The sequence below is a fragment of the Adonisia turfae CCMR0081 genome (genome assembly GCF_011009555.1).
In the GTDB taxonomy this organism is placed as follows: Bacteria; Cyanobacteriota; Cyanobacteriia; order Phormidesmidales; family Phormidesmidaceae; genus Leptothoe; species Leptothoe turfae.
The window spans coordinates 5,894,965-5,916,232 of sequence record NZ_QXHD01000004.1; the positions used below are offsets into that span (position 1 = coordinate 5,894,965).

Genomic DNA, 21,268 nt, shown 5'->3' on the forward strand with positions numbered 1-21,268 from the left:
CCCAAGCTTGGGTACCCGGGGCCGAAAGGTTTCGGTACTCTGGCTGACAGTTTTGGGTGCCCGGTGCAGACTCCGTTAATCTGTGAAAGCTTCATTCTCAGGGCACCCTTTTCTACTCAGACTCCACACACACGCCAAGCCTCTGCCGATTGGCAGAGGCTTGCACTGGTATACGATTAGAACCTAAGGAAAATGCATTGACTAACTTAAAAGTCTTACAAGGACGACTCTCCCGCCCAGCCATAACGCTCAGACAGAAGAGAGCGATTCTATTCCAAAGCAGAAAGATCCAACGATGGCGGCAACAGTACCGTATCAATCACATGAATGATACCGTTACTCGCTTCCACGTCAGGAGTGACAACAGTGGCCCCACCTACGGTAACGCCGCTTTCGTCAGCAACAATTTCCAGTTCCTCATCGGCAACGGTTGCAACTGCTCCAGTAGTGACCTCACCAGAAGGTACCTCTCCGGAAAGAACGTGATAGGTCAAAATTTGAGCGAGGGTTGCCTGGTTTTCAGGCAGCAGCAATGTATCTAAAGTGCCCTCAGGAAGCGCCGCAAATGCTTCATCGGTAGGGGCAAATACGGTAAATGGCCCTTCACCGCTAAGAGTCTCGACTAGGTCTGCAGCTTGCACAGCTGCGACCAGTGTGTCAAAAGAACCGTTTGCAATCGCAACATCAACAATCGTATCGCCAGAAGACTCAGCAGCCACCTCTGGATCAGCCGCAATCTGTTCTTCAGCATCAGGTGTGACTTCTGCCGTTGGCTCCGATGGGCTTTGGCAGCTAGCTATGGCAGGAACCACCATCAGGGCAGCAAGCAGACTCATCAGTCTGATGAAAAAGGGAGGAGAAAAAAGTTTCATAGTGTGTCTTTTGTAAAGAGATAACAGAGTTTTAGGTAGTGCTGAACCCATTTCAGCCCAAAAGGCTAGTTCTAAACTTTAGCTACTTTGCTTGGTAGAGCCTTCCTCCTATCCTAAGGTAATAAATTTTAACAAAAATATCAGATATCTTGAGCGTCCCATCTGGTCCCACGCTTTCCACCGCTGCCGCTGATGAACTGCAAATGCTCTAAATCGGAGTGTAGCCTTAGACAGAATCGGATGAAGTCGCCCTATCAGGGAAGAATTACAGACAGCGCTCTAGAGCATGCTGGGCAGCAAGAAGTCGTCAATACGGCTGCGATTGAAATTGCCATACTGCAGCGGCTGGATAACGGAGGCTGCAAGCTTGACTTGACGCGTTGCTTTGACGGGTAACCTTGAGCGGCGATGGTGGTGGTGGTAATTCCATTGGCAACGCGCAGGTCTACAGACGATGCACATACAACTTTGTAACGAGCGTTCAACCTGGCTCAACGCCTCATGCTACAACCACAATGCGCATTAGGGCGCAGCCGCCCAGCAAAAAGCCCCAGCGCTGGCCAGGGCTAAGTTAGTACTAATTTACTGATTTTAGCAGCAGACTACATTGTATTCCAACAGTATTTATGCGTTGCGATCGCAACCATTACTTACCTACCAAGGCAACCATTTTTGCGTCGGCTTAGACTGCTCACTATCGCAGTTTCCAGGCTGCAAAACAACACCCCCTTTCCAGGTTTTGAGGGCTTCCCATACTTGGCGGGTACGTCGTTTTAGCTCTGGCAGTTTCATCATCATTGGGGATGCTCGACCCATAGGTTAACTCACTCCTAGCCGCCTGAGTTACTGAATTTAAGACCTGTTGCGGTTTTACTCGCAAACTGAATCACAATTATTGACCTCCGCTCATCCGACGCTGCTTCAGCTGACCATAGGTGTCCATCTCTGCCTGCAGCTCCAAGCTGCCCAAACGTCGAGCCGACAGTCCAGTGGACATGAGACAGGTTCAATCATCAGAACTGGCGCTGACGGCTCAAAACACTGCCTTCGACTTCGAGAAATTACTCAGTAAACTACGGGGCTTAAAAGAACTAGCGGACCAAAACTGGTGGCTCAGCAGTAGTCAGCTGGCCAATGTTTTAGACCTAGAGGCACTCCCCTCAGAGGACACATTTGAATTCCACGAATTCCGATTTAGCAAAGCAGGCAACCATGGAACTGAAACCGCCTGGAAAGTCGAAAAGCTATGACTAGTACTCCTGGCTTTAGATCAAAGGCTTGATTGCGTATGCCTCCAGTCTCCGTTACGCCCACATAGTTAACGCTGCCTGTATCGATACAGACGTTTTTGAGTATCCACCCAACAAGCAAAAGCCTCACCCACGGTTCTACAGATCCGTCGGAGAGGCAATACTCTAGATTTTTATAACCATGGCCACCAATGCTAGGGAAACCATCGTGCAATTTAACAGGTCATTTCAATTCCAGAGCGAGAAACGCCAACTTAATGCCAAATACATCCCCTTAAATCCGAGAATGTAGCCTCATCAAAACATTGTTTAACTTCCCTGTGAGATTGCCACTGAGCTTGAATTCCAGTAGCCATTAAAGAAGATGAACTACTAGTCGACTGCTCTTTCAGGTTATCAATAAAAGATCCCTTCAATTCAACACTTGGCATTTCCTTTTGGATCTCACTAACCGCATCTTTAGACGCTTCCACATGATCTTTAATATTCAGATCTGAGCTGGACCCTTGAGTTGGGTTTTCAAGTAGCCCCTGAGGAATAGCACTCGCTTGCTCAATGGCTTGTTTCACATTTTCTGGCGTTTCGGTAGAGAGCGTATCTTGTTGCATAGGGACTGCCAGTTTCTCTGAGCCATTATCCCCTTGATTGTTTTTACTAGGCGTATTGTTAGGCGTGGCCATGGTACTAATTTCTCTTATCTAGATAAAACGCGATGAAATAGCTAGGATGCAATAGGCAGGTTAAAATCTCTATTTAAAAGAGACCTCCGGCGGCCAGGCATGAAGCCATTGCAGTAGGACTAGAGCCCATCTGGCGGTTAGAGAAAAGATGACACCCCTGATTGCCGATGGCACCACCGTAACAGCCCGGATCGTTATAATTAGCCCCATGGAGCAGCTGAATTTGCACCTTTACGTATCCAGCAAATTCACCTGTAGTCTTTGATGTTGGTGGTTCACCTGGGTATTCAGGCTTGAGATTGACACATGTATATGCCTTAATGACCCTACCCGGCTTAGTAAAAGAAAGCCTTTGCACAGGCTGTACTTGAGGAGGAGAAGGAATTTGCATTGCGGTTCTTTGGTATCTAACGATGATGTTTAACAGTTTTTGTGGGGTTGCCAGCAGATAACTACTGGCAACCGAGTTACCTAATAACAGAGCCAAAACTCGATCTTAAGATTAGCTATTTCCAGAAACCTTGCAGGCCATGGTTTGCTAAAAAGAGCTGCCAAAAAAGTAAGTATTGACACTATAGTCAGATAAAGAATTAGCCAAGAGCATTCAAAGCACCACCAGCTGCGCCTTTCAGGATATCGAAAAACCCATTTGCTTCAACACCACCACCAGAAGTAGCAGCCGTAGAAACGGTATGACGAATCACAGGAGAAGCCTGCTTGGGAAGCTTGTTGAATTTAGATTGTGTATTCATGATTGTCTCCATTAATTGTGGATTTGTTACGTAACCGAACCTATACCCTGATCAATTTCGGGGTACATGTCCGGCCTGGATGGGAACCACCATTGCCATGCCTCCTGAATTGAATGAGTTTGCAAAAGTACTGTATTAAGGTCAAACGCTAAGATTTTATGACGCTTCTTTCCATGTTCTGACTTCACCCATGGTGACAGGAATAACATCACTCACGTCTATGGTGAACCGGAAGACTTTTCTAGCTGCCCGGTCATTGATCGGGTTAAAGAACACCATCTTCACATCCCAACAGTCAGAATCCATCCGGCAAAAGGGACTGCGTTCAACAGAAATGTTAGAAAGTTGATAAGAGCCGCCCCCTTCTTCAGCTTTCAGGGCATCTACAAATATCTGAGTCGCTTGAAATGCGTTCGTAGCAGCAAAATTGAGCGCACGATCTTGGGATGTGTCACCCAAGTTACGGAAATCATAGTAAATCCGGTTAAGGAAGAATTTCAAAGATTCTCTTAGTTTCTCTTCGTCTACCTCATCATCTTCATCTGCCGTACCCAATGCTTGATCAATGGCAGCTTGAATCAGTTGGTTAATGCGCCAACCGTACATGCCTCGAACGTTCTTCATCTCAATCACAGGCACTACCTGCCCAGAAAAGAGCCGTACAGAACGACCACTCAGGTTGCCAGGGATCGAAATTCGCTGAATAAATCCACTAGAATCACCATCAAGCACCTGACCCGCCAAGAAACCAATGAGAAGTTCATAGATATCTCGGGCAAATTCACCGATGGGCTCGATGGCATAGATAGGAGTCAGCTCCAAATTGAGGGTCCAAATCAGAGATCGTGCTTCGGACAAGTTACCCTCAGTCGATAGGTAGGAGACCATCTGTCTAGCATCATAGGGGTTGGGCGGTACCTCAGTCTCGCTGTCTTCAGCTCTAAAACTTGGCATTAACTGCTTAAAGGTATCTCGACGGGCCTCTGTACCAAAGTCATAGCCAAGCTCTCCAAGGGCATAAACCTTAGACAACACAGTATTACTGGGCAGAACGGAGGAAGAAGAAACACTGGTAGGACAGTCACACCCCGATGGCATTACCTGGGCTGGCAGGGCATTGGGAGCCATCCCAGTCAGGGGAATAGCAACACTAGGGGACGATTCTGCAGGCATAGTGGCCACAGAAGGCACCAGTTGAGCATCGGACTCTACTGAGGCTGATGGTCGAATGCTAGGTGATGAAACCGCATCCGTAGGCGCACTATCATTGGAGGGAACAACACTGGGCAGAATAGATTCTCCATTGGTTTGGTCTAAAGCTTGGGCTGGGGTATCTGACATAGTTTCTACTCCGTTAGAAATTAAGGCATAAGCGCCTGGAACATTGAGAATTCCTGCTAGATAGCGACGACAATCTGCGCCCGTCTCGGGGTGACATGGCCGTGCACTCTTGAGCAGGGCAGCCCTCACAGCATGGGCATTGCCGTCCTCACCCTGTTGCCTTTGCAGGCTAAGGAGAAGGGCCACAATGCCCGCTACGATGGGGGCAGCAAAACTGGTGCCGCTCAGGGATGCAACCCTGGCCCCTGGCATGGCACCAACGATGTCTTGGCCAGGGGCCAGAATGCCTTGGGTTTGATAGGCTTTTCCCCAGTTACTAGAATCAAGAGGTAATCCTTGGGGATCCATGGCACCGACAGCAAGCACTGCTGGCAACGCAGCAGGTACATGCAAACAGTCACAACCGTTGTTGCCAGCGGCAGCGACAATAAGAACACCGTTGTCGTTACAGTTGCGAATGGCATTTGCCAAAATAGGGTCTGCTCCTCCGGAGTTAGCGAGTTCGCCACCGCTGATGTTGATGATGTGGGCTCCGTGCTCAACGGCCTGGTTAATAGCCCTAGCAAGGTCCATTTGAGAGAGCCGACGCTGGCGGTTATCAGAGAATATGGGTAGTATTAGGCCCCGGCAGTTGGGGGCAATGCCTTGAATAGGACTGTTGTGCTGTCCAAAAAGAATACTGGTAATGTGGGTGCCGTGACCGGACATGGCACCACTGCTGGCAGATTCGGTGACCAGGGTGGGAAGTCGGGTAAGGTTCGCGCCCTCAAAGCATGGATGTGTCTGGTCTACAGGGCCATCAAGAACGGCAATACAAATACTGGGATCACCAAGGGTTTGGTTCCAGAGGGAAGCGAGACCGGGTAGATTCAAGGTGTTAGTAAGGGGTGTGGTCGAGGAAACTTGAGCAGTGGGCAGCACCATAGGAAAATCTGTTGCGAATGGGCTGAAACGATAAAAAAGAAGAAAAGATCAATACGGCTCGGTTCACCAGGTGACGAATCAACAGGAATTTAAGGAGAGTTGTAAACACGTGAGACTAAGCGTGTGTAAACTATTAAACTGAACCGCATTGACCGTAAGAGGATCTGTTGCTTGGAATACAGAGGGGTTTCACTTTGTATCCCGCCTCATCTTTAAGACAATCTTTGGAGAGATTTCTGATTTTTTTGAGTTGAGGATACGTGAAGAATGCAGATTAAATAGACTGTTCTGGATATATAAAAATCTGACCGGACTTTCCACCAAACAGCTTCTCCTCAATTCCTTTTGAGAAGTCGATTTTTATTGTCTTCTCTGGAATAATATTTTGATAAGCAGATTTGACTTTCTTAATTAGTTGACTGTGGAATCCTGGAAAACCAGAATCAACCTTATCATTCTTGCCAGGATCCCATATATAAGGATTAAGTCCATCACAGTTAAAGACATAGCCACCATCTTCGACAACAATGCTATTTTTTTTAATTGTCATGCCAGCAGAGGGAATCAACTGAACTTTAATACCATGATTACTATTTTTTACAGCTTTTTTGAGTCGTTCTGCAAGATGATCTAAGCAAATTTCAACTCCAACTTTAATGGGAATACTATGAAGCTGAAAAATAGAGTTACCATCGTATCCCTTACTATTTAGCTCCGACTCTAAACTGCTAGATTTCATTGCCTGTAGATGTTCGTAAGGATTCTTTTTCCACTCCACAAAATCTATGTCTGATTTAAATTCTTTCTGAACTAAATGTGCTGACTTATAAGCCTTTGATGGATCATCAAAGCTTCCTTCCTGAATTAAGGAACAATTATAAACATAGGTGGTATTCTTTTCGGCTTTCCACCCATAAACTGCAGTCCCAAAGATAACCACCCAATTCTCTAAATGGTTATTTAACATGCTCGATTGCAGCATTTTAACCAGATATTCCGGGTATGTTTGGTTAGTATTCCCTACTTTTAGAGTGATTTTATCTATTGGGTAGTATCCCTTTTGTCCTCGCCAGAAGAACTCTGGAATCATCAAAATTTTTGTTGTATTCTTATCTTTTACTTTTGGATCAGATTTAATTTGGGCGATTACTCTATCTAAATGCGTCAGTCTTCCATTGATGTCATCTAAATAGTTATCCAAGGCTGGGTATTTCTTAAATTGATGATCAAGGTTGACACAGTACGAAATAAATTGGACTTGAGACATGGTATTTCTCCTAAAGTAATTTATCAGAAAAGAGCTTTATACTCTATGAACTTGCTAGAGCGTCTGCAGATACAGTCGGTAGTCAATGCCGTCGTGGAGCACCTCCAGGCTTGCCAGGTTGCTATCTGGAGGCATCCCTTCTAGGGTGAAAATATTGTAGGTATCGCTGTCACCATAGTCGTCTTCGGGGCTATGCCAGCTACCTTCGTAAATCTCATGGTTGCTGCCGAGTTTAGCTGCATAGAGATGATAGGTAGTGCCGCCACTATTGAGGATGGACCAACGATGCCAATCGGTATCAGGAGGGAATCCAGGGATTTGGAGTTGAAATCTTTTGCCAGAACAGGGCATATAAGCCATGGCAGCCACGTTCCATTCAAATTGGTATAGCTGGGTGGGGTGACCAAACTGACGCAGGTAAAGGCGATAATTGTCTTCACCATAGGTGACGGAAAAACTTCTGGTGTCAGCGTCTTGGGGAATATCCTGGATCGTCAGTTGAGGGACTGACTTATGACCATATTGCAAGGCTTGACCAGTCCAACCAAATTGGTAGAGGGTGTCAGGGCTATTGTCTTTGAAGGTGTAAAGACGGTAGTCAACACCATCGTGGAGCATAGCCCAGCGCTGCCAGTCGGTATCAGCAGGCGCATTGCTGATGGGTAGGGTCAGGCCTTTGGGTGGGCCGAATTTGTAGGTATTGGTGCCTGCAATGTGAATGGCTTGATGGACAGAGATCATGGGCTGTGATCTTGGTTTTAGGGTTAGGAGAGATGCTTGGTGTAGAAGAGGTGGGCTAAAGCCGCGTAGATTATGGACAAGGTGCACTGGAGGACGGCTACATCACTTTCTCCCACATTTGATAAAGTAAAGGGAGTTCTTTCGGTACATTGCTAGTAGCTTTTCGGGGATCCATAATATCCGGCCACCCGTCTGGTAATCCTACAAATTCGACAATCGACCATCCGCTTACACTACTTTGTCGGCCTTCTTTACCATTACCTGAACCAAAGGTGTATTCAAATATATATTCTTCCGCTATCTTCCTAATATTCTTATCATTGTTATTTTTAAATTTTGACGAATTAAACAGTCCTTTCAAGTGCTCTTGTGTCTCAATGATGTCTGTCGTATTCCAGTTGAAGCACAGCAACTGATCGAGGATTACATCATTTTGCAACCATTTATAGTATTCTTTAAGTTTTTCCTGTTTATTGTTTTTTGGTATTAGGTTCTCCAAGTTCTTCGGTTTTACTATTAGGTTTTGCCAATTAATCGATTTGTACCAGTCATTGCTGCCCTCTAACTCTGTTTTGTCTATTGCCTTAATTACATTTTCGATAATGGACTTAATTTTCTCTTTCCATTGTTCCTGAGCTATACTTCTGACTTCTGAGGCTTTTATCTCCTGTGGAAATTCTTTATAGCCTGTAATGGCTTTGATTGCAGCTTTAGTTACAACTATTCCATCATGTGTATGCGTCGTCTCTGGGTATAAGGTAGCTATCTTTTCGTATTTTTTTACTTCTGATTTTTCTGCTAACCACCGATAAGCTGCTGGTCCAATGATGTACAAGGACTCTTTTCCTTTTTTATTAACGAGTCCCACCACCACTGAATCACTTTTTTCTCTTAAATTTCTCTTGCCATCGTTAAAATTTTTCAGTTCTATGTCATTGACAACAATTTTAGGCGTCCCACTCCTTAGACTTGCATCTATAAATAAATTGACTTTTTTACATTCAGTCTTTTCAATAATTTTTATTTTTTTGAGAAGATCATTGAGATCTTTTTGTCCTTGGCCACTAAGCAGTTTCTCGAAAAAGTCCTTATCTTTTTCTTGCTTTTTGCCCTCTGACTCTTTTTTTTCGATTTCTACCTTAACAAAGATATCTTTGTTTATGGTATTACTAGTTACTTTTTTGACTTCTCCAATCAGAAGTTGTTCATAGTAACCGCTTTGTAGAATTGTATGAACATTTCTTCCCCATGCGTTCGGTTTCTCTAGTGTTGAATATTTACTGACCCAGATTACTTCCGTTGCTCCTTGCTCATACGCTCTTTGCACTGCCCACGCCCCAGTTGGTGTGCCGCCATAGACTAATACTTTAAATTCTTTATTGTTCTCGTCCTTGTGCTGAGTCTTATGGAGAGAGATGTGTTTATAGGGAGCTTTTGTAAAAATCGACTTATTTGATAGAAGGTAATCGTCCGCTTTCCAGAATATATTATATTTTGAACCTCTAAAAGAGGCCATTTTACTTTCGGCGTCATCTGCCCAAATAGTTTTTTGCTTCTTATCTGCAGGAATTCCAGTAGCTACAAGGACTTTATCTGCCTTGATACAGCCATTCTCAACCTTAATCTTGTATGCTGACTCATCTATGATGATTTTTCCTACAATCGCCTTTCGATGGCATACCTCATATCCTAATTCTTTTAACTCTTTGATTACCTCTACATGTAGATGTTTCTGCATAGCAGCGTATTGAGCCACTGAAAGGTAGTCGTCTGATCCTTTAGTTAACTGCGCAGTTTTCATGTTCAATAACATTCCTTTGCACATCCACGAATCCCACCAATTGAGCGTATAGTTCAGACTAAGAGATTGGCCCATCATAAAGTCTATCTGAGGATCAATATTGTCTGAAAAGCGAGTCCATAGGTCATCCTCTCCCAAGATGAGAATCTTCTTCTTATCATCTTTTCCAGGTTTTACAAGCAATTTTTTATCTCCTTTATAGGCAGCATACAAAAAATTGAGTGCAGTACTGCCATTGCCGATAATTATCCAAGCGTAATGTTCCATGGTCTTTATTGATGGTGTTAATAAACTGTTTGACTGTGTATGATGAGCTTTGAGGAAATTTTCACCCCTATTAGCTCATGCTTAAGACAATCTCAGTACTTAATTTCTGATTTTCTAGAGTTGGAAATCATCAGTTGATTGTTGATTTTATCAAGTTAGATTTACTCCTCTATCGACAAAACAGCCAGGTCATGCCCTCAACATCCAGTAATCTATGTCCAGCCCCACCATAATCTCAACCAACACTTCACCGGGAAGTATCTCATCTCCAAAAGGTATTGCTCTGATCAAAGATTTTGAAAACTACGCTGATCAACTCCCAAACGGTTGCACCAAAGATTACGTCGACATCTCATAGACCGACATGCTGCCCCATATGCCTTTTAACTATCTTGTCGCTGAGTAGCTTGCAAACGTTGATCGTTAGACAACACCGTGTCGTAAACAACAAGCTGATCATCCACAGAGCTGTCAGGCTCACTTGGCAACAAAATAAGTGCCGTAATTAATGTAGCACTCCCCAACAGGAGAGGCCAATACATTAGCTTAGGATGAATATTATCCCCTGACTCAATCCAGCTTAAAATAGGATTCTTCTCAGTGTTAGGCAAAGAGATAAGATAGGCATTGGCCGACACTGCTAATAACGCCCCGTACATCAGTGGATAAAAATATTCGATATAAACGATATTCGCACCTGAAAACTGTTCACGGATTTGTACTTGGGAAAGTAACACCACAAAAAATAGGCTGGAACATACGCCAATAACCCCACTCGGATTCACCCCAAATAAGGATGAGCGTTCTGGATTTTTAGAAACCATTAGCAACATTGAAAATGTCAGACAAGCAATCAGGCTTAAGGGCAAAATATAAATCACAAAAGAATTCAAGAATCGGCGTTTTATGACAATATTAAAATAGAGTTCCGGATGAGAGCCTGTAATAATTGAATCACTCAATCCAAAGTTAGAGTTATAGCTTTTTGTTTGATAATCAAAGAATGTTTCTAATAATTTCCATTGCCCTAAAACAATATCTTCGTCATAACCAAAATCATCATCTATGCCAGTAGCAGCATAGGAGGAAAGATCAGGTATAAGGACAGTTTCTTGCTCAAAGTCATTACTCCAGATGCGAATCCATACTGTTTTATGATCAAAAGGGTATTTAGTATATTTAAACTTTTGTTTTAGGGTAGCTTCAAAATACCAACCAAGCACGACCTGGCTGCCCTTATCTCGTATATAAGATAGTTTTGGTTCAATATTATTGCCACTTTCCACAGTTTCAGGCAATACAAAGCCGACACGGATATTCTGAGTAGGAGTGCCTTCAAATTCTGAGCGATCATAGGTTTGCCAAATGTATCCAGAAAAGTTTACCTCACTAGAACTATTAAATTTAAGCGACTGAATAAAGACCCCAGTTGGTATTCTTCTATTGGGCAAATCAGAAAAATTTTCTGATAAAAATTTGTCAACTTCTGCTTTGTTTGTTAATTGTTGAGTATTGGGTTCATAGCGCTTTGTGGTATAAAACCACATAAGGCCAATAAGCCCTAAAAACATACCTGAAACCGCATTAGATATCCTCCACCATTTCTTCTTGTTTAGGTGGTTGGCTTCGGCTAAATTTATATCATACGGATGTTGAGTCATGGAAAACTATCCTTTAATTGTAAACTTCGATTGGGTGCTCCAGGGGTTAATTCCCCTGATAAGACTCCAATGAGGCCCCTTAAATAGGCTATTGAGTCCAGCATTTCCCCCCTCCCTTAGGACAAAATCAGGCTTAGATACCTGATTTTTTTGATATACTTGAGCTGTCTTTACGCCAATTAAAAAGAGCAACGCTCATCTCTCTCCAATGTCTTAAGAGGTCAATTAGGATAGGCCTCAGTGGAGGCTGATGGCTATGCCCTCGTGACGAAGTCGATATATCGTGTATTTAAGACTTAAAAAGGCGGTAGAGGTGGCAGTGGAAATGCATGTTGTGTCTCATCAATGCGCTCAAGTTGCAGCATGGCTTCTTCCCTGATCTCTAGATCAGGATCTTCTTGACTAATGTCTTCTAAAATTTTCTGCACCTGCTCCACACTTTCGGGTTGGCGAGTACTATTGTTGATCGCCAGATCTCCTAAATCACGGATGGATTCCATCCTCGCTGCTGGGCTCTCATCATTGATCTGGATCAACCGTTTATAAGTTTCTATAAGCTCCCTAGTTATAGCGCGATCATTGATGGCACTATCCATTGCAGCCAAGTCATCGATAGATTCATTTATTTCTTCTGTTATGTCCTCTTTTTTTTCTCTTAGTCTCACTAGTTCCTCTTGATAAGTGCGTTCAGCCTGACTCGAAAAGGATTGATGGATAAATTTAGGAATGGTAGGAAAGAATAGACTGAATAGCATGGCACTGGAAACGACGCGCCAGCGATTTTTACCACTAGGCGTACCAATGGTGTAAAAAGTGAAAATAAACCCTGAAATAGCTCCTAAAATCAAGCTAACCAGCAAATAAAGCAAAAAATCGACGCTGAAAACTCCTGGTTTATCGAAAAGGACCGGTAACCAATGATTCTTTGTTGACTCCACCTGGACTTCAGTGAGTTCTGAATCTGCTAGATAAATTCCTCTCAATTCCAGCAAAACACCACCAACTCCACCAATTGAGCCAGGTATGATCACATACTTTAGAATTTCATAAAACTCTTCCCTCTCTTCCATCTGTTGATTCACTTTAGAAGATTCATCCAGATTAGGGCTTAAATTGCGACTCTGATCGTCAATATCGTCTCGTCGTCTCATGGGCATTGCTATATCTCCTCCCTGTGGGGGTTGTTATCGTTTGCAGCCACATCGACGTTTTTCTGACAAGACTCCATGGCCTGTTGCAAGTATTGTCGGCTTGGTTCGTATGTAATTCGATTAAGGGCAGCCTGATAGACAGGCATCGCCTCTGCTGGTCGTTCTAATATTTCCAGCATTTTGGCGAGCTTGAGGCGCACCGATAGCCCCTGAGGTAGATTGGGTTGTCGGGCTAGCACCCAGCGGAAATCTAAAATGGCCTCTTCCCAATGGCCCATTTCATAGCGGAGTTCGGCCAGGGCTAAGCGTTTTTTCCAACCAGATGGATGGCGCTGAACATATTGGGTGAGGGTCTTTAGTTTCTGAGCCTGTCGGATAGGTTTTTTAGGAAGCAACAACCTGACAGTAAGTAAAACACCATCAGCGCGTTTCACTTGTACGATCCAGGGCACTGGGAAATCAGACATGTGGCAAGAATGGTATGGTCAATTGTTTCGTGGGAGGATGGAATAGATTGGGGAATGAGAGAACGCCAATCAGGATCAGTATTGGTGGCGACAGGGACTGTAGTCAGGCAACTGTGTCCGGCTAAATATTGCTGTACCTGGGGCCGAAGGGTATCTCGGGCAATTTGTAACCGTTTATAAACAGTGGCCAGAGATATCTGCTGCTGTTGGGCAATGGCAGTACAGCTAAGGCCTTGATAGTAATGCAGTAAGAGGGGTGCACGCAGTTGAGGCGTCAGACCTTTAATCAGCTTGAGCAGATAGTTGCAAATCTCACGTCGGAGTAGGACACCTTCAGGTGACTCTAGACTGCTAACCACAGGCAAAGCATTAATATCCGATGCAGAGTTTTCTATATTCCCTAAGGGAATAGCCTGGCACTGTCGTTTTACTTGCTGATTAACGCAAAGGTTATGGGTTAGCTTGGTCAACCAGGCCTTAGGGTTTTCTAAACAAGCTGCATAGCGAGGAATTTGCTCCCAGGCACGATACATAGCCAGGCTGAGGATATCTTCGGCATCGCTATAGTTCCCCCCTGTCCAATGGAGACAACGGGATGACAAATAAGATTGGTATATAAGCCATAGATCCCAAAATGCGGCCAGATTTCCTGCTTGAATGCTTGTGAGGAGTTGTTGTTCAGATAGATTAGAGGTTGGAGGCAGTGCCAGTTTAGACATTTGAGTGTATTGACCGGGAAGATTTGACAGCAAATTATGCCTTTGCCAAGAGACAATGTCTCGGCAAAGATGGTTGGACATTCTCTTGGCAGTCACAGCTCTGTTACAGGCCAATCAAAATGTGGCCATAAATCGAAAAAGTCCAAAAAAACGCGTAAGGAATGTCTTTTAGAAAGCAATCACTATGTCCTGCCATACATTCATGGCAGAAATTGCTCATCCTTAGATTAAGAGGGAGCTATGCTTCAACGCATTGTAGATAAGCCTGGCAATATTGACTTAGATGTCACCTACTTTTCTCAAATAGATAACCAATTCAACCCCCATGGCAGCTGTAATGTAACCAGCATTGCCATGTGTCTCTGGTCTTTGGGTATCCGAGGGAATGGCAGCCAACCCCAATTAGAAGATCAGCTTTACCAAGCCTGTGAATATAAAGGTCTGGATCGCCATAGTGCTCAGGATCTCAAAAAATTAGTTGAACTGTTTCCAGACTGTCACGACGATTTCACGGAACACGGAACATTAGATGATATTCGTATGGCCATTAGCGCTGGAAAACCTTGTATCGTTCATGGTTATTTCACGCGGTCAGGGCATATCATTGTCATTCGAGGATTTGATAAAACGGGATTTATCGTCAATGATCCCTACGGCGAATACTTTGCCAAAGGTTATGACACATGTGTTTCAGGAAAAAGATTACACTACTCCACTGACCTAATCGCAAGAGTTTGCTCTCCCGAATCAGTGAACAATCCTAAACATATTTGGTTACACCGAATTTGGCGTAACCAGTAGTTCCTTGAGATAAAAGAGGTCAATAATGCGACATCCATTTGCACTCAAGAGTAACAACGTTTCCCGATTTCATATGTAACGGTGCTGCATCCATCAAGGAAGTAACCTATTTCCAGGATTATCTTTCTCACCCCGTCTTTAGAGGTCATCAAAAACCGCCTGCTAATTTTTGACTACCCATTGTCCACAGCCTCTCTATCCTTCAATGAAAAAAGGCTGATCCAGAATAACGTATGCATTCAATCAACCTTGGCCGTTACTCACTCGACACCTCTTTCTTGGTCGTTGGCACCAAAAGCTAATTATATTTTGAGAAATAGCCATCTCAAGAAGCCCTCTGCAATATTGGTAGATTTGAGTTTGATTGCACACGACATGTTCTGCACTACGAGCATAACGTTTTTTTTTTTTCACTTGTCAAGCCTTTTTGCATTACGTTTTGTATTTTATTCTAGAGGTAAATAATCGGTTTTAAGGAATACTTTTTAAATACTTGAAATGCTTTATTTGGAAGGTTTACAGCATTTAAAGCGCGGTCTTTAGAGAGGCATTTAGCAGAGATTTTCACGAATCATGTGCATATCTGCAAACACATATCCATATGAAGTTTGCCAGCCGTCACGATGAGCTTCATGGGATACATTGTCTCCATAGGTAGGTCCGAATGAATGCGTTAAAGCAGCGCGATCGCAAATCAGCCTTACTGCCGCTGGCGCATCCAATCACGTTCTTATCCCCGTTAAAGGCGTCAACTCCCTGGTGGAAACCCTCGCTTTCCTTGATGAACAAGCCGACAGTGTAGCCGGTGGTAGCGGTGGCGTGATGGTGGAATGCTCCAGGCGTTGCAGCGTGAGGTCTAGTTGTCGGGCCTGGGCTTCTAGGCGAGTGCGATCTCGTGGGCGGTCGGCGATCAGCTGGCCAACGGAGATGCGATCGCCGACGGTGACTTTGAGGTCGTCGGTGATGGTGACGGAAACGTTAATGGTGAGGCAGCGGGGGCTTCGTTAGATTGGATGGTGGGTTGTTCTGGGGAAGAGGTGGGAGTGGTGAAGCTGGGCTGTTGGGCGATGGCTACGCCAGCTACAGAGATCGTTGCGATCACATACGGGATTAAAGCTCGCACAAACTATGAGCATAAGCATCGTCCGAAGAATGCCCAACAGCCATGTCAACGACTTTAAATAGCGTCGTTGGCCTACCCAAAAGTACATAGCCAATAGTGCTCGTACAAACCAACCAATCAGATTTAGCGAGCTGGTTGTCCAAAAACCAAAACCCAATAATGACCATATGTCGTTCCAGGAGCATTGATGTAATAGCCGACCCCCGCTTCAGAAAAGTTAGGGTTCAAAATATTCTCTCGGTGACCACGACTATTCATCCACTGCTCAAACGTATCTTCTGCTGAGGAATAGCCTGCCGCTACATTCTCACCAAGGTATCTATAAGAATAATTTTCTCGTTGCACACGTTCGCTCATCGACGAACCATCCGAGCCAGTATGCGTAGGTCGATTATTATGCGCCACGATATCGTCAACATGCGCCTGCGCAGCCCTTTGCAGAGAACTCGAAAACGCCAACGGTGCGAGACCTCGTTCACGCCGAGCGTCATTCATCAGTCTCAGTAATTTAGATTGTTTCTCATTAAGACGTGAGACGCTATCCTTGGAAGGAGCAGTGGTTTGAGGTACTTCGCCACCCACGACAGGTTCCACTGATTGAGCCTTTACTGAGGCAGATAGGAGTAATCCTATTGTTAACAATGCGACCATTGCAGGCTGGAGCATCTTGTCTTACCTCAAAGATTCATAACAAGCACGCAATATATCAACGCACTTTGGGAAAATTTTAGTGTTCAGCACTACGGCAAATTGTCTCTTTAACTGGGTTCTTGAACTGTCACACTCAATTACAAGTTAGCCATCGGTTCTTGGAGCTTCGATAGCTTTATAGAATAAGGACTTTAATTGTTTATTCAACTACAGGGTAAGGTCAAAGCACTATGCCAATCTCAGATTAGACCACCCAAAATCGGAACGTAGATGCTCAACACAGTTCTAAATGGATTGTGCATTGCTTCAGGAAGGTGACTCAGACATACCTGGTCCGGTCATCGGCCCACACGCCGGTTATATCAGTGTCGATGTCTGGCAGCTAGCTACCCAGGACGGCTGGCGCTAACGGTAACGGTTGGACGGTGCCGAGGAGTCAGGAAGTTGAGATCACAGCGTGAGGATAACTTCCCGTTATCTTATAGTTTGAGCCCACTTGATAAGGTCAGACATGATAGAAAGTGCCATCGGAGGTATTGCTGTTCCACTTTTCGAGCAACTCTGGAAAGCCGGCGTTCATTTAGTCGGGCAGATCCACGAAGCGCGTCAAGACGTCAGGGACATAGAGCAAGTCCTAAAAGCTTCACAGAATTATCACCTAAAGTACGAAAATCGCCACGGACAGGTCAAAGTCATGCCTGGACTGATGAAAGAGCCTGTACCCCTAGCCTCAATTTACACCGCAGTTAAATTTCTCGACGAAGATAGCATTTGTCAATTTGCCAGCCCAGACGATTTAGAACAGCTCTACCGAGACCAGGGTAAGCGAAACTTTCAGACTACTGAAAAACGGCATGATGGCATCACCATTGCCAAAGAAAAACAATATCTGATGGTGCTAGGCGGCCCAGGTGTTGGCAAAAGTACATTTTTGAGAAAACTCGGCTTAGAAGCTCTCAAAGGACAACAAGGGCAACTTCAAAGAGAACAGATTCCAGTCTTTATAGAACTAAAAACCTTTAGACGCAAAACAATTGACCTAGCAGCCGTTATCGCTAAAGAATTCAAAATCTGCGGTTTCCCTAATGCTAGGGATTTTACAAAACTATCCCTCGATCAAGGAAAGCTGTTGATTCTACTCGATGGACTAGATGAAGTCCCCACTGAAAATGTAAATCAGATTATTGATAACATTGAATCCTTTGCGATCCAACATGATAAAAATACCTTTATTGCCTCCTGCCGTACCGCAGCCTATCGTAGTAGCTTCCAACAGTTTACCGATGTCACCATTGCCGACTTTGATGACGAACAAATTGAACAATTCACTCAACGCTGGTTTAACTCTGAGCTAGACCAACAAACTGATACAGCCAACAAATACTGGAAACTGCTACAGCAGTCTAACAACAACGCAGTTAAAGAACTCGCCCACACACCTCTACTGCTAACATTCCTGTGCCTAGTTTATGAACGAGAACAAACACTACCCAACCGGCGCAGCACTCTCTATGGAAGGGCATTAAGTATTTTACTGAGTGAGTGGTCTGCCCAAAAAAGGTTGGAGCAATCTCCTATCTACGAAGATTTCCATCCAGAGTTAGAAAAAGAACTTCTGAGTGATATCGCCTACAACAGCATTACAGAAGACCGTTTGTTCTTTTCAAAGTCGGATATTACCAACCGGATCAGCACATTCTTAGCAGACACCCTTGATGCTCCAGCACATTTAAACGGAGCAGCAGTTTTGCAAGCCATTGAAGTACAGCAAGGAATTATTGTAGAGCGAGCTACCGACACTTATTCATTTTCCCATCTTACATTACAAGAATATCTCACAGCACTCTACATTTTTAATCATCAACTAACATCAGAATTAGTCAGTCAGCATCTAAGCGATCAACGCTGGAGAGAAGTCTTTTTGCTAGTTGTTGGACTGATGGGACGACGAGGGCATGAGCTGCTACACACCATATATCAACAAACCAAAACAGATATTAATGCTCAGCCTAAAATACGGTCTTTAGTCCAGTGGGCAGAGCAAGCTACACAAGGTCCTCCTTCTGAGTATAAGAAATTCGCAAAGATTGCCACCGCTATCGCCACCGCTAGCACCATAGCTAGCATAAGAACCCCAAGCAGAGCTATCGTAAGAATTATCAAAAGAGCCAGAATCATCGCCAGCGACAGAGTCATAGGCAGGACCATCGCTATCGCTAGCGCTATCAAGAGAGCTGTTGATAGTGCTATCGACAGAGACAGCGCTAATGCTATAAACAGCCTTAGCGCCAGCGTTAGCGCTATTTACTTGAATGACGACAAACTCTTTAATACATCAGAATTCCAAGAGTTACCCAACCAGTTATTAATCCTAAGAGAAAACATGTATCAACTGTCAAAATCATCTGACGAATGGCCCCACCATGCCGATAAACTTGAATCAACTTTTCTCAAGGCATTAGGATTGACAGCTGAGGATGTCTCGTTATCAACAGATGACTGGAAGCGCTTGGACGATTACCTGTATGCCAACGAACTCCTACTCAGCTGTAAGCAATCATCCATTAGCATCTCACGCAAAGCCTGGGAAACCCTCGAAGAGCGTCTGCTGACAGTTTAAACGGACTTCACTGCCCCAACCGCTTCCGCGCACCACGCACCTGCCCTAACGACTTCATCGTCATCCCAGCCACCAGGGCCGTACCACCAAATATATATAGACTTTTATTACGCGTACCCATCCCAATAAACCGTACGATGCCAAACGCCATCAAACAGGCCACCACAATCGGCATCACCACCACATATTGCATATGCTGCGGCCTTACTGACCGATTTAGCCCCAGCCGCTCATTGCGTACCACCTTCCGCGCCAGCATCGGATTACACCCTGCCAACGGTTGCAACGCCGCCAATCGCGACTTACTCAGCTGCAACCCCATTCGCCTGGAATTCCGCAGCTGCCTCAGCATAGGGTTCTCTAAAATGCGCCCTGTACTCCTCTAGTTGTAGTTAAGCTCAGAATGCTCAACCCCAAAAGCCGTATCAAACCGGCAGCTCAAAGTTGCACTTTTCAACGCCATGCAGAGGGCTAGGGCATCGCGGTTACCTCTAGAAGCCTGCCATTGCCAGTAGGCGGCCACGGCATCTAACGACATGGCACGAAGCTGAATGCGGCCACGGGTGTGACAACTGGGGGCCAGTTCTATCTGAGAATTATTATCCGCATACCTTTGACCTAACAACGATTTAACGGCCTTTAAGGATAAAAAGTCTGAGGCGTTTTGTGGCCCAAAACCAACGGCTCCCGACGATTGGTTCAGGGACATGCAATAGCTGCCATCTGGCAACATAAAACCGTCTACGATTAGAGTCCCGACTTGGGTCCCGATTTGGATGGTGGCACGGGTGGCGATACTAGATTCACTCATTAGCTGACTCCGGTGGTTTGCAAGCGCGGGAATTGTGCGTCTGTCCTCGGCTTGATTGGAAGCCAGCTCAATAGCAACACCTACGATGACGCTCCTATACTAGGTCACTACTCCTTACGCAGGGGTTGAATAACGACTCTCGTAATAAATCAACGCTCAATACAACATCCTACGGAGTAACCGATGTTAGCAGTTGCACTCGCTCTATGGGGACCCCAGCGTCTCAGTTAGCTCGATTATGGTCTTGCAAAAAAGAAGATCCCCAGGGTCGGAGAGAGAACCGCTAGGGACCGATGAAATAGGTTGTAGATGTTAGGTGAAACGAATGTAGTTAGTTGTTGGCTACGTTGCTGGTGTAAGCGTCACCGCCAAAGGGATATACACGCTCGTTGAAATCAGTCTCACGACCGGTGACTAACTTGGCAATCTCCTCAAAACCATCGGAGTTCCAGTTGCGTTCATGGATGGGCTTGGATTGCTCTCCGAAGAAGTAGGCTTGGGTACCAATGATGGAGGCTGCCAACCAACCCACAATAATGACGGCTAATAAGATACCAAACATAGTTGCGTTTCCTTGTGTTGAAGTGTGGTGTGACGTGAATAGACGTTGATGAACTAGCTAACGGAAAGTGCAGTCAGCATCAGTGCGCTGATGAGGAGCGTAGCCAGACCACCCTGGAACAAATAACGACGCTGTTGCTCAGGTGCAGGGTAGGAAGCGAAATACATTTCGGGCTCTGTGGCGTAGTTATTGAGCTGCCCGGTTTCGTTAGTAGTGGTGTACATGTTCTGAAGCCTTTTTCTTATGTGTGCGTTCTTATGTAAACCAATGTAACGAAAAATATAACGAATTGCAAATAAACTTGACAGAAAAAGATCTATGCTATCTATAAGCCAAAGCTATGGGTCGGCGCATCGGTGCTTACCCTACGATTGAAGTGCCTGATTCTAAACGGATAGCCTTGCCGCTCGTAGTGGCATCAACCACAGAATCCCATAGAGTTATCTCACTGATCGGCAAGGATAACAGAGACAAATAACAACGTTACCGTTTGTATCAACTGATATTTCTTCTTACTGGCACTAGAGAGCCCTGTTGATAGTCGGTTTTCCTGATATACAACAACTCTGAGAAGTCTTGTTTACCTTAGAAGAGTTCCTTGGTCGATTGTTCTGGGTGCTGTTGTGTTTTAAAGCTGTGATCGCAGACACAAGCCGAGCAAACTTGATAGTTGTGTGAGGAGACGATGGAATTGCCCGGTAACGGATCCGATGTGACTCTTTCCGACCTAGAGTGGACTCATAGAAGAACGATTTATTGAATACCACTCTATATCTAAACTGAAGCCTCCATGAACCTAGCGTCCGT

23 protein-coding genes are annotated in these 21,268 nt (G+C 44.7%); 4 read left to right on the top strand and 19 right to left on the bottom strand.

What is annotated here, in order from left to right; all coding sequences use genetic code 11:
* Positions 1-269: 269 nt before the first annotated feature.
* Entirely contained in the window at positions 270-872 is a 603-nt protein-coding gene (locus DXZ20_RS28990) for a fasciclin domain-containing protein (protein WP_250564739.1), read from the bottom strand.
* A gap of 240 nt (positions 873-1,112) precedes the next feature.
* On the opposite strand from DXZ20_RS28990, the gene DXZ20_RS28995 reads away from it, so the two are divergent.
* A complete protein-coding gene (locus tag DXZ20_RS28995; protein WP_163661273.1) occupies positions 1,113-1,268 on the top strand; it encodes a hypothetical protein in 156 nt (51 codons plus the stop codon).
* A gap of 258 nt (positions 1,269-1,526) precedes the next feature.
* On the opposite strand, the gene DXZ20_RS29000 is transcribed toward DXZ20_RS28995, so the two are convergent.
* A complete protein-coding gene (locus DXZ20_RS29000; protein ID WP_163696638.1) occupies positions 1,527-1,688 on the bottom strand; it encodes a hypothetical protein in 162 nt (53 codons plus the stop codon).
* 179 nt (positions 1,689-1,867) lie between these two features.
* On the opposite strand from DXZ20_RS29000, the gene DXZ20_RS29005 reads away from it, so the two are divergent.
* Positions 1,868-2,122, top strand: coding sequence for a hypothetical protein (locus tag DXZ20_RS29005; protein WP_163702542.1), 255 nt, complete (start codon positions 1,868-1,870; stop codon positions 2,120-2,122).
* 254 nt (positions 2,123-2,376) lie between these two features.
* On the opposite strand, the gene DXZ20_RS29010 is transcribed toward DXZ20_RS29005, so the two are convergent.
* From DXZ20_RS29010 to DXZ20_RS29060, 11 genes are all read right to left on the bottom strand, one after another.
* Positions 2,377-2,730, bottom strand: a complete 354-nt coding sequence (locus DXZ20_RS29010) for a hypothetical protein (RefSeq protein WP_163702543.1) — start codon at positions 2,728-2,730, stop codon at positions 2,377-2,379.
* A gap of 145 nt (positions 2,731-2,875) precedes the next feature.
* Positions 2,876-3,193, bottom strand: coding sequence for a hypothetical protein (locus tag DXZ20_RS29015; RefSeq protein ID WP_163661279.1), 318 nt, complete (start codon positions 3,191-3,193; stop codon positions 2,876-2,878).
* A 199-nt stretch (positions 3,194-3,392) separates the two neighbouring features.
* Complete coding sequence (locus DXZ20_RS29020; RefSeq protein ID WP_163661281.1) at positions 3,393-3,554, bottom strand: hypothetical protein; 162 nt, start codon at positions 3,552-3,554, stop codon at positions 3,393-3,395.
* Positions 3,555-3,710: 156 nt separating this feature from the next.
* Complete coding sequence (locus DXZ20_RS29025) at positions 3,711-5,819, bottom strand: PatA/PatG family cyanobactin maturation protease (RefSeq protein ID WP_163702544.1); 2,109 nt, start codon at positions 5,817-5,819, stop codon at positions 3,711-3,713.
* A 274-nt stretch (positions 5,820-6,093) separates the two neighbouring features.
* On the bottom strand, positions 6,094-7,086 hold the full coding sequence (locus tag DXZ20_RS29030; protein ID WP_163661285.1) for a hypothetical protein: 993 nt from the start codon (positions 7,084-7,086) through the stop codon (positions 6,094-6,096).
* 54 nt (positions 7,087-7,140) lie between these two features.
* Positions 7,141-7,827, bottom strand: a complete 687-nt coding sequence (locus DXZ20_RS29035; protein ID WP_163702545.1) for a hypothetical protein — start codon at positions 7,825-7,827, stop codon at positions 7,141-7,143.
* A 97-nt stretch (positions 7,828-7,924) separates the two neighbouring features.
* Entirely contained in the window at positions 7,925-9,895 is a 1,971-nt protein-coding gene (locus tag DXZ20_RS29040) for a hypothetical protein (protein ID WP_163702546.1), read from the bottom strand.
* A 383-nt stretch (positions 9,896-10,278) separates the two neighbouring features.
* Positions 10,279-11,556 carry a ligand-gated ion channel gene (locus DXZ20_RS29045; protein ID WP_250564740.1) on the bottom strand — a complete coding sequence of 426 codons (1,278 nt, stop codon included), beginning with the start codon at positions 11,554-11,556 and terminating at the stop codon, positions 10,279-10,281.
* A 296-nt stretch (positions 11,557-11,852) separates the two neighbouring features.
* The gene (locus tag DXZ20_RS29050) at positions 11,853-12,638 is read right to left on the bottom strand and encodes a hypothetical protein (protein ID WP_163661292.1); all 786 of its coding nucleotides are present in this window, start codon (positions 12,636-12,638) and stop codon (positions 11,853-11,855) included.
* A gap of 77 nt (positions 12,639-12,715) precedes the next feature.
* Positions 12,716-13,141 (bottom strand): tetratricopeptide repeat protein, encoded by a 426-nt coding sequence (locus DXZ20_RS29055; protein WP_163702547.1) that lies wholly within the window; start codon positions 13,139-13,141, stop codon positions 12,716-12,718.
* Positions 13,138-13,893, bottom strand: a complete 756-nt coding sequence (locus DXZ20_RS29060) for an RNA polymerase sigma factor (protein ID WP_163702548.1) — start codon at positions 13,891-13,893, stop codon at positions 13,138-13,140. Before DXZ20_RS29060 ends, DXZ20_RS29055 begins: the two co-directional genes overlap by 4 nt.
* Positions 13,894-14,133: 240 nt before the next feature.
* Here DXZ20_RS29060 and DXZ20_RS29065 point away from each other — a divergent pair, with 240 nt between their 5' ends.
* Positions 14,134-14,694, top strand: coding sequence for a C39 family peptidase (locus DXZ20_RS29065; protein WP_163661299.1), 561 nt, complete (start codon positions 14,134-14,136; stop codon positions 14,692-14,694).
* Between the two features lie 910 nt (positions 14,695-15,604).
* On the opposite strand, the gene DXZ20_RS29070 is transcribed toward DXZ20_RS29065, so the two are convergent.
* Both DXZ20_RS29070 and DXZ20_RS29075 read right to left on the bottom strand, forming a co-directional pair.
* Positions 15,605-15,817, bottom strand: a complete 213-nt coding sequence (locus DXZ20_RS29070) for a hypothetical protein (RefSeq protein ID WP_163702549.1) — start codon at positions 15,815-15,817, stop codon at positions 15,605-15,607.
* Between the two features lie 123 nt (positions 15,818-15,940).
* Positions 15,941-16,483: a CAP domain-containing protein gene (locus DXZ20_RS29075; RefSeq protein WP_163661303.1), complete on the bottom strand. Its 543-nt coding sequence runs from the start codon at positions 16,481-16,483 to the stop codon at positions 15,941-15,943.
* A 496-nt stretch (positions 16,484-16,979) separates the two neighbouring features.
* Here DXZ20_RS29075 and DXZ20_RS29080 point away from each other — a divergent pair, with 496 nt between their 5' ends.
* The gene (locus tag DXZ20_RS29080) at positions 16,980-19,088 is read left to right on the top strand and encodes an NACHT domain-containing protein (RefSeq protein WP_163702550.1); all 2,109 of its coding nucleotides are present in this window, start codon (positions 16,980-16,982) and stop codon (positions 19,086-19,088) included.
* Between the two features lie 7 nt (positions 19,089-19,095).
* On the opposite strand, the gene DXZ20_RS29085 is transcribed toward DXZ20_RS29080, so the two are convergent.
* From DXZ20_RS29085 to psb34, 4 genes are all read right to left on the bottom strand, one after another.
* Complete coding sequence (locus DXZ20_RS29085; protein WP_250565965.1) at positions 19,096-19,440, bottom strand: hypothetical protein; 345 nt, start codon at positions 19,438-19,440, stop codon at positions 19,096-19,098.
* Between the two features lie 30 nt (positions 19,441-19,470).
* On the bottom strand, positions 19,471-19,899 hold the full coding sequence (locus DXZ20_RS29090; RefSeq protein WP_163702551.1) for a hypothetical protein: 429 nt from the start codon (positions 19,897-19,899) through the stop codon (positions 19,471-19,473).
* Positions 19,900-20,230: 331 nt separating this feature from the next.
* Entirely contained in the window at positions 20,231-20,461 is a 231-nt protein-coding gene (locus DXZ20_RS29095) for a photosystem II protein, Psb35-related (protein ID WP_163661309.1), read from the bottom strand.
* Between the two features lie 53 nt (positions 20,462-20,514).
* Positions 20,515-20,685, bottom strand: a complete 171-nt coding sequence (gene psb34 / locus DXZ20_RS29100) for a photosystem II assembly protein Psb34 (RefSeq protein WP_163661311.1) — start codon at positions 20,683-20,685, stop codon at positions 20,515-20,517.
* Between the last annotated feature and the right edge of the window lie 583 nt (positions 20,686-21,268).

Excerpts from the sequence above, each read along its gene's own strand:
- DXZ20_RS29065 (WP_163661299.1), top strand. The coding sequence starts at position 14,134 with ATGCTTCAACGCATTGTAGATAAGCCTGGCAATATTGACTTAGATGTC.
- DXZ20_RS29035 (WP_163702545.1), bottom strand. The coding sequence starts at position 7,827 with ATGATCTCTGTCCATCAAGCCATTCACATTGCAGGCACCAATACCTAC.
- DXZ20_RS29005 (WP_163702542.1), top strand. The coding sequence starts at position 1,868 with ATGAGACAGGTTCAATCATCAGAACTGGCGCTGACGGCTCAAAACACT.
- DXZ20_RS29040 (WP_163702546.1), bottom strand. The coding sequence starts at position 9,895 with ATGGAACATTACGCTTGGATAATTATCGGCAATGGCAGTACTGCACTC.
- DXZ20_RS29030 (WP_163661285.1), bottom strand. The coding sequence starts at position 7,086 with ATGTCTCAAGTCCAATTTATTTCGTACTGTGTCAACCTTGATCATCAA.
- DXZ20_RS29045 (WP_250564740.1), bottom strand. The coding sequence starts at position 11,556 with ATGACTCAACATCCGTATGATATAAATTTAGCCGAAGCCAACCACCTA.
- DXZ20_RS28990 (WP_250564739.1), bottom strand. The coding sequence starts at position 872 with ATGAAACTTTTTTCTCCTCCCTTTTTCATCAGACTGATGAGTCTGCTT.
- DXZ20_RS29085 (WP_250565965.1), bottom strand. The coding sequence starts at position 19,440 with ATGCTGAGGCAGCTGCGGAATTCCAGGCGAATGGGGTTGCAGCTGAGT.
- DXZ20_RS29020 (WP_163661281.1), bottom strand. The coding sequence starts at position 3,554 with ATGAATACACAATCTAAATTCAACAAGCTTCCCAAGCAGGCTTCTCCT.
- DXZ20_RS29060 (WP_163702548.1), bottom strand. The coding sequence starts at position 13,893 with ATGTCTAAACTGGCACTGCCTCCAACCTCTAATCTATCTGAACAACAA.
- DXZ20_RS29000 (WP_163696638.1), bottom strand. The coding sequence starts at position 1,688 with ATGGGTCGAGCATCCCCAATGATGATGAAACTGCCAGAGCTAAAACGA.
- psb34 (WP_163661311.1), bottom strand. The coding sequence starts at position 20,685 with ATGTACACCACTACTAACGAAACCGGGCAGCTCAATAACTACGCCACA.
- DXZ20_RS29015 (WP_163661279.1), bottom strand. The coding sequence starts at position 3,193 with ATGCAAATTCCTTCTCCTCCTCAAGTACAGCCTGTGCAAAGGCTTTCT.
- DXZ20_RS28995 (WP_163661273.1), top strand. The coding sequence starts at position 1,113 with ATGAAGTCGCCCTATCAGGGAAGAATTACAGACAGCGCTCTAGAGCAT.
- DXZ20_RS29080 (WP_163702550.1), top strand. The coding sequence starts at position 16,980 with ATGATAGAAAGTGCCATCGGAGGTATTGCTGTTCCACTTTTCGAGCAA.
- DXZ20_RS29090 (WP_163702551.1), bottom strand. The coding sequence starts at position 19,899 with ATGAGTGAATCTAGTATCGCCACCCGTGCCACCATCCAAATCGGGACC.
- DXZ20_RS29095 (WP_163661309.1), bottom strand. The coding sequence starts at position 20,461 with ATGTTTGGTATCTTATTAGCCGTCATTATTGTGGGTTGGTTGGCAGCC.
- DXZ20_RS29010 (WP_163702543.1), bottom strand. The coding sequence starts at position 2,730 with ATGCAACAAGATACGCTCTCTACCGAAACGCCAGAAAATGTGAAACAA.
- DXZ20_RS29025 (WP_163702544.1), bottom strand. The coding sequence starts at position 5,819 with ATGGTGCTGCCCACTGCTCAAGTTTCCTCGACCACACCCCTTACTAAC.
- DXZ20_RS29075 (WP_163661303.1), bottom strand. The coding sequence starts at position 16,483 with ATGCTCCAGCCTGCAATGGTCGCATTGTTAACAATAGGATTACTCCTA.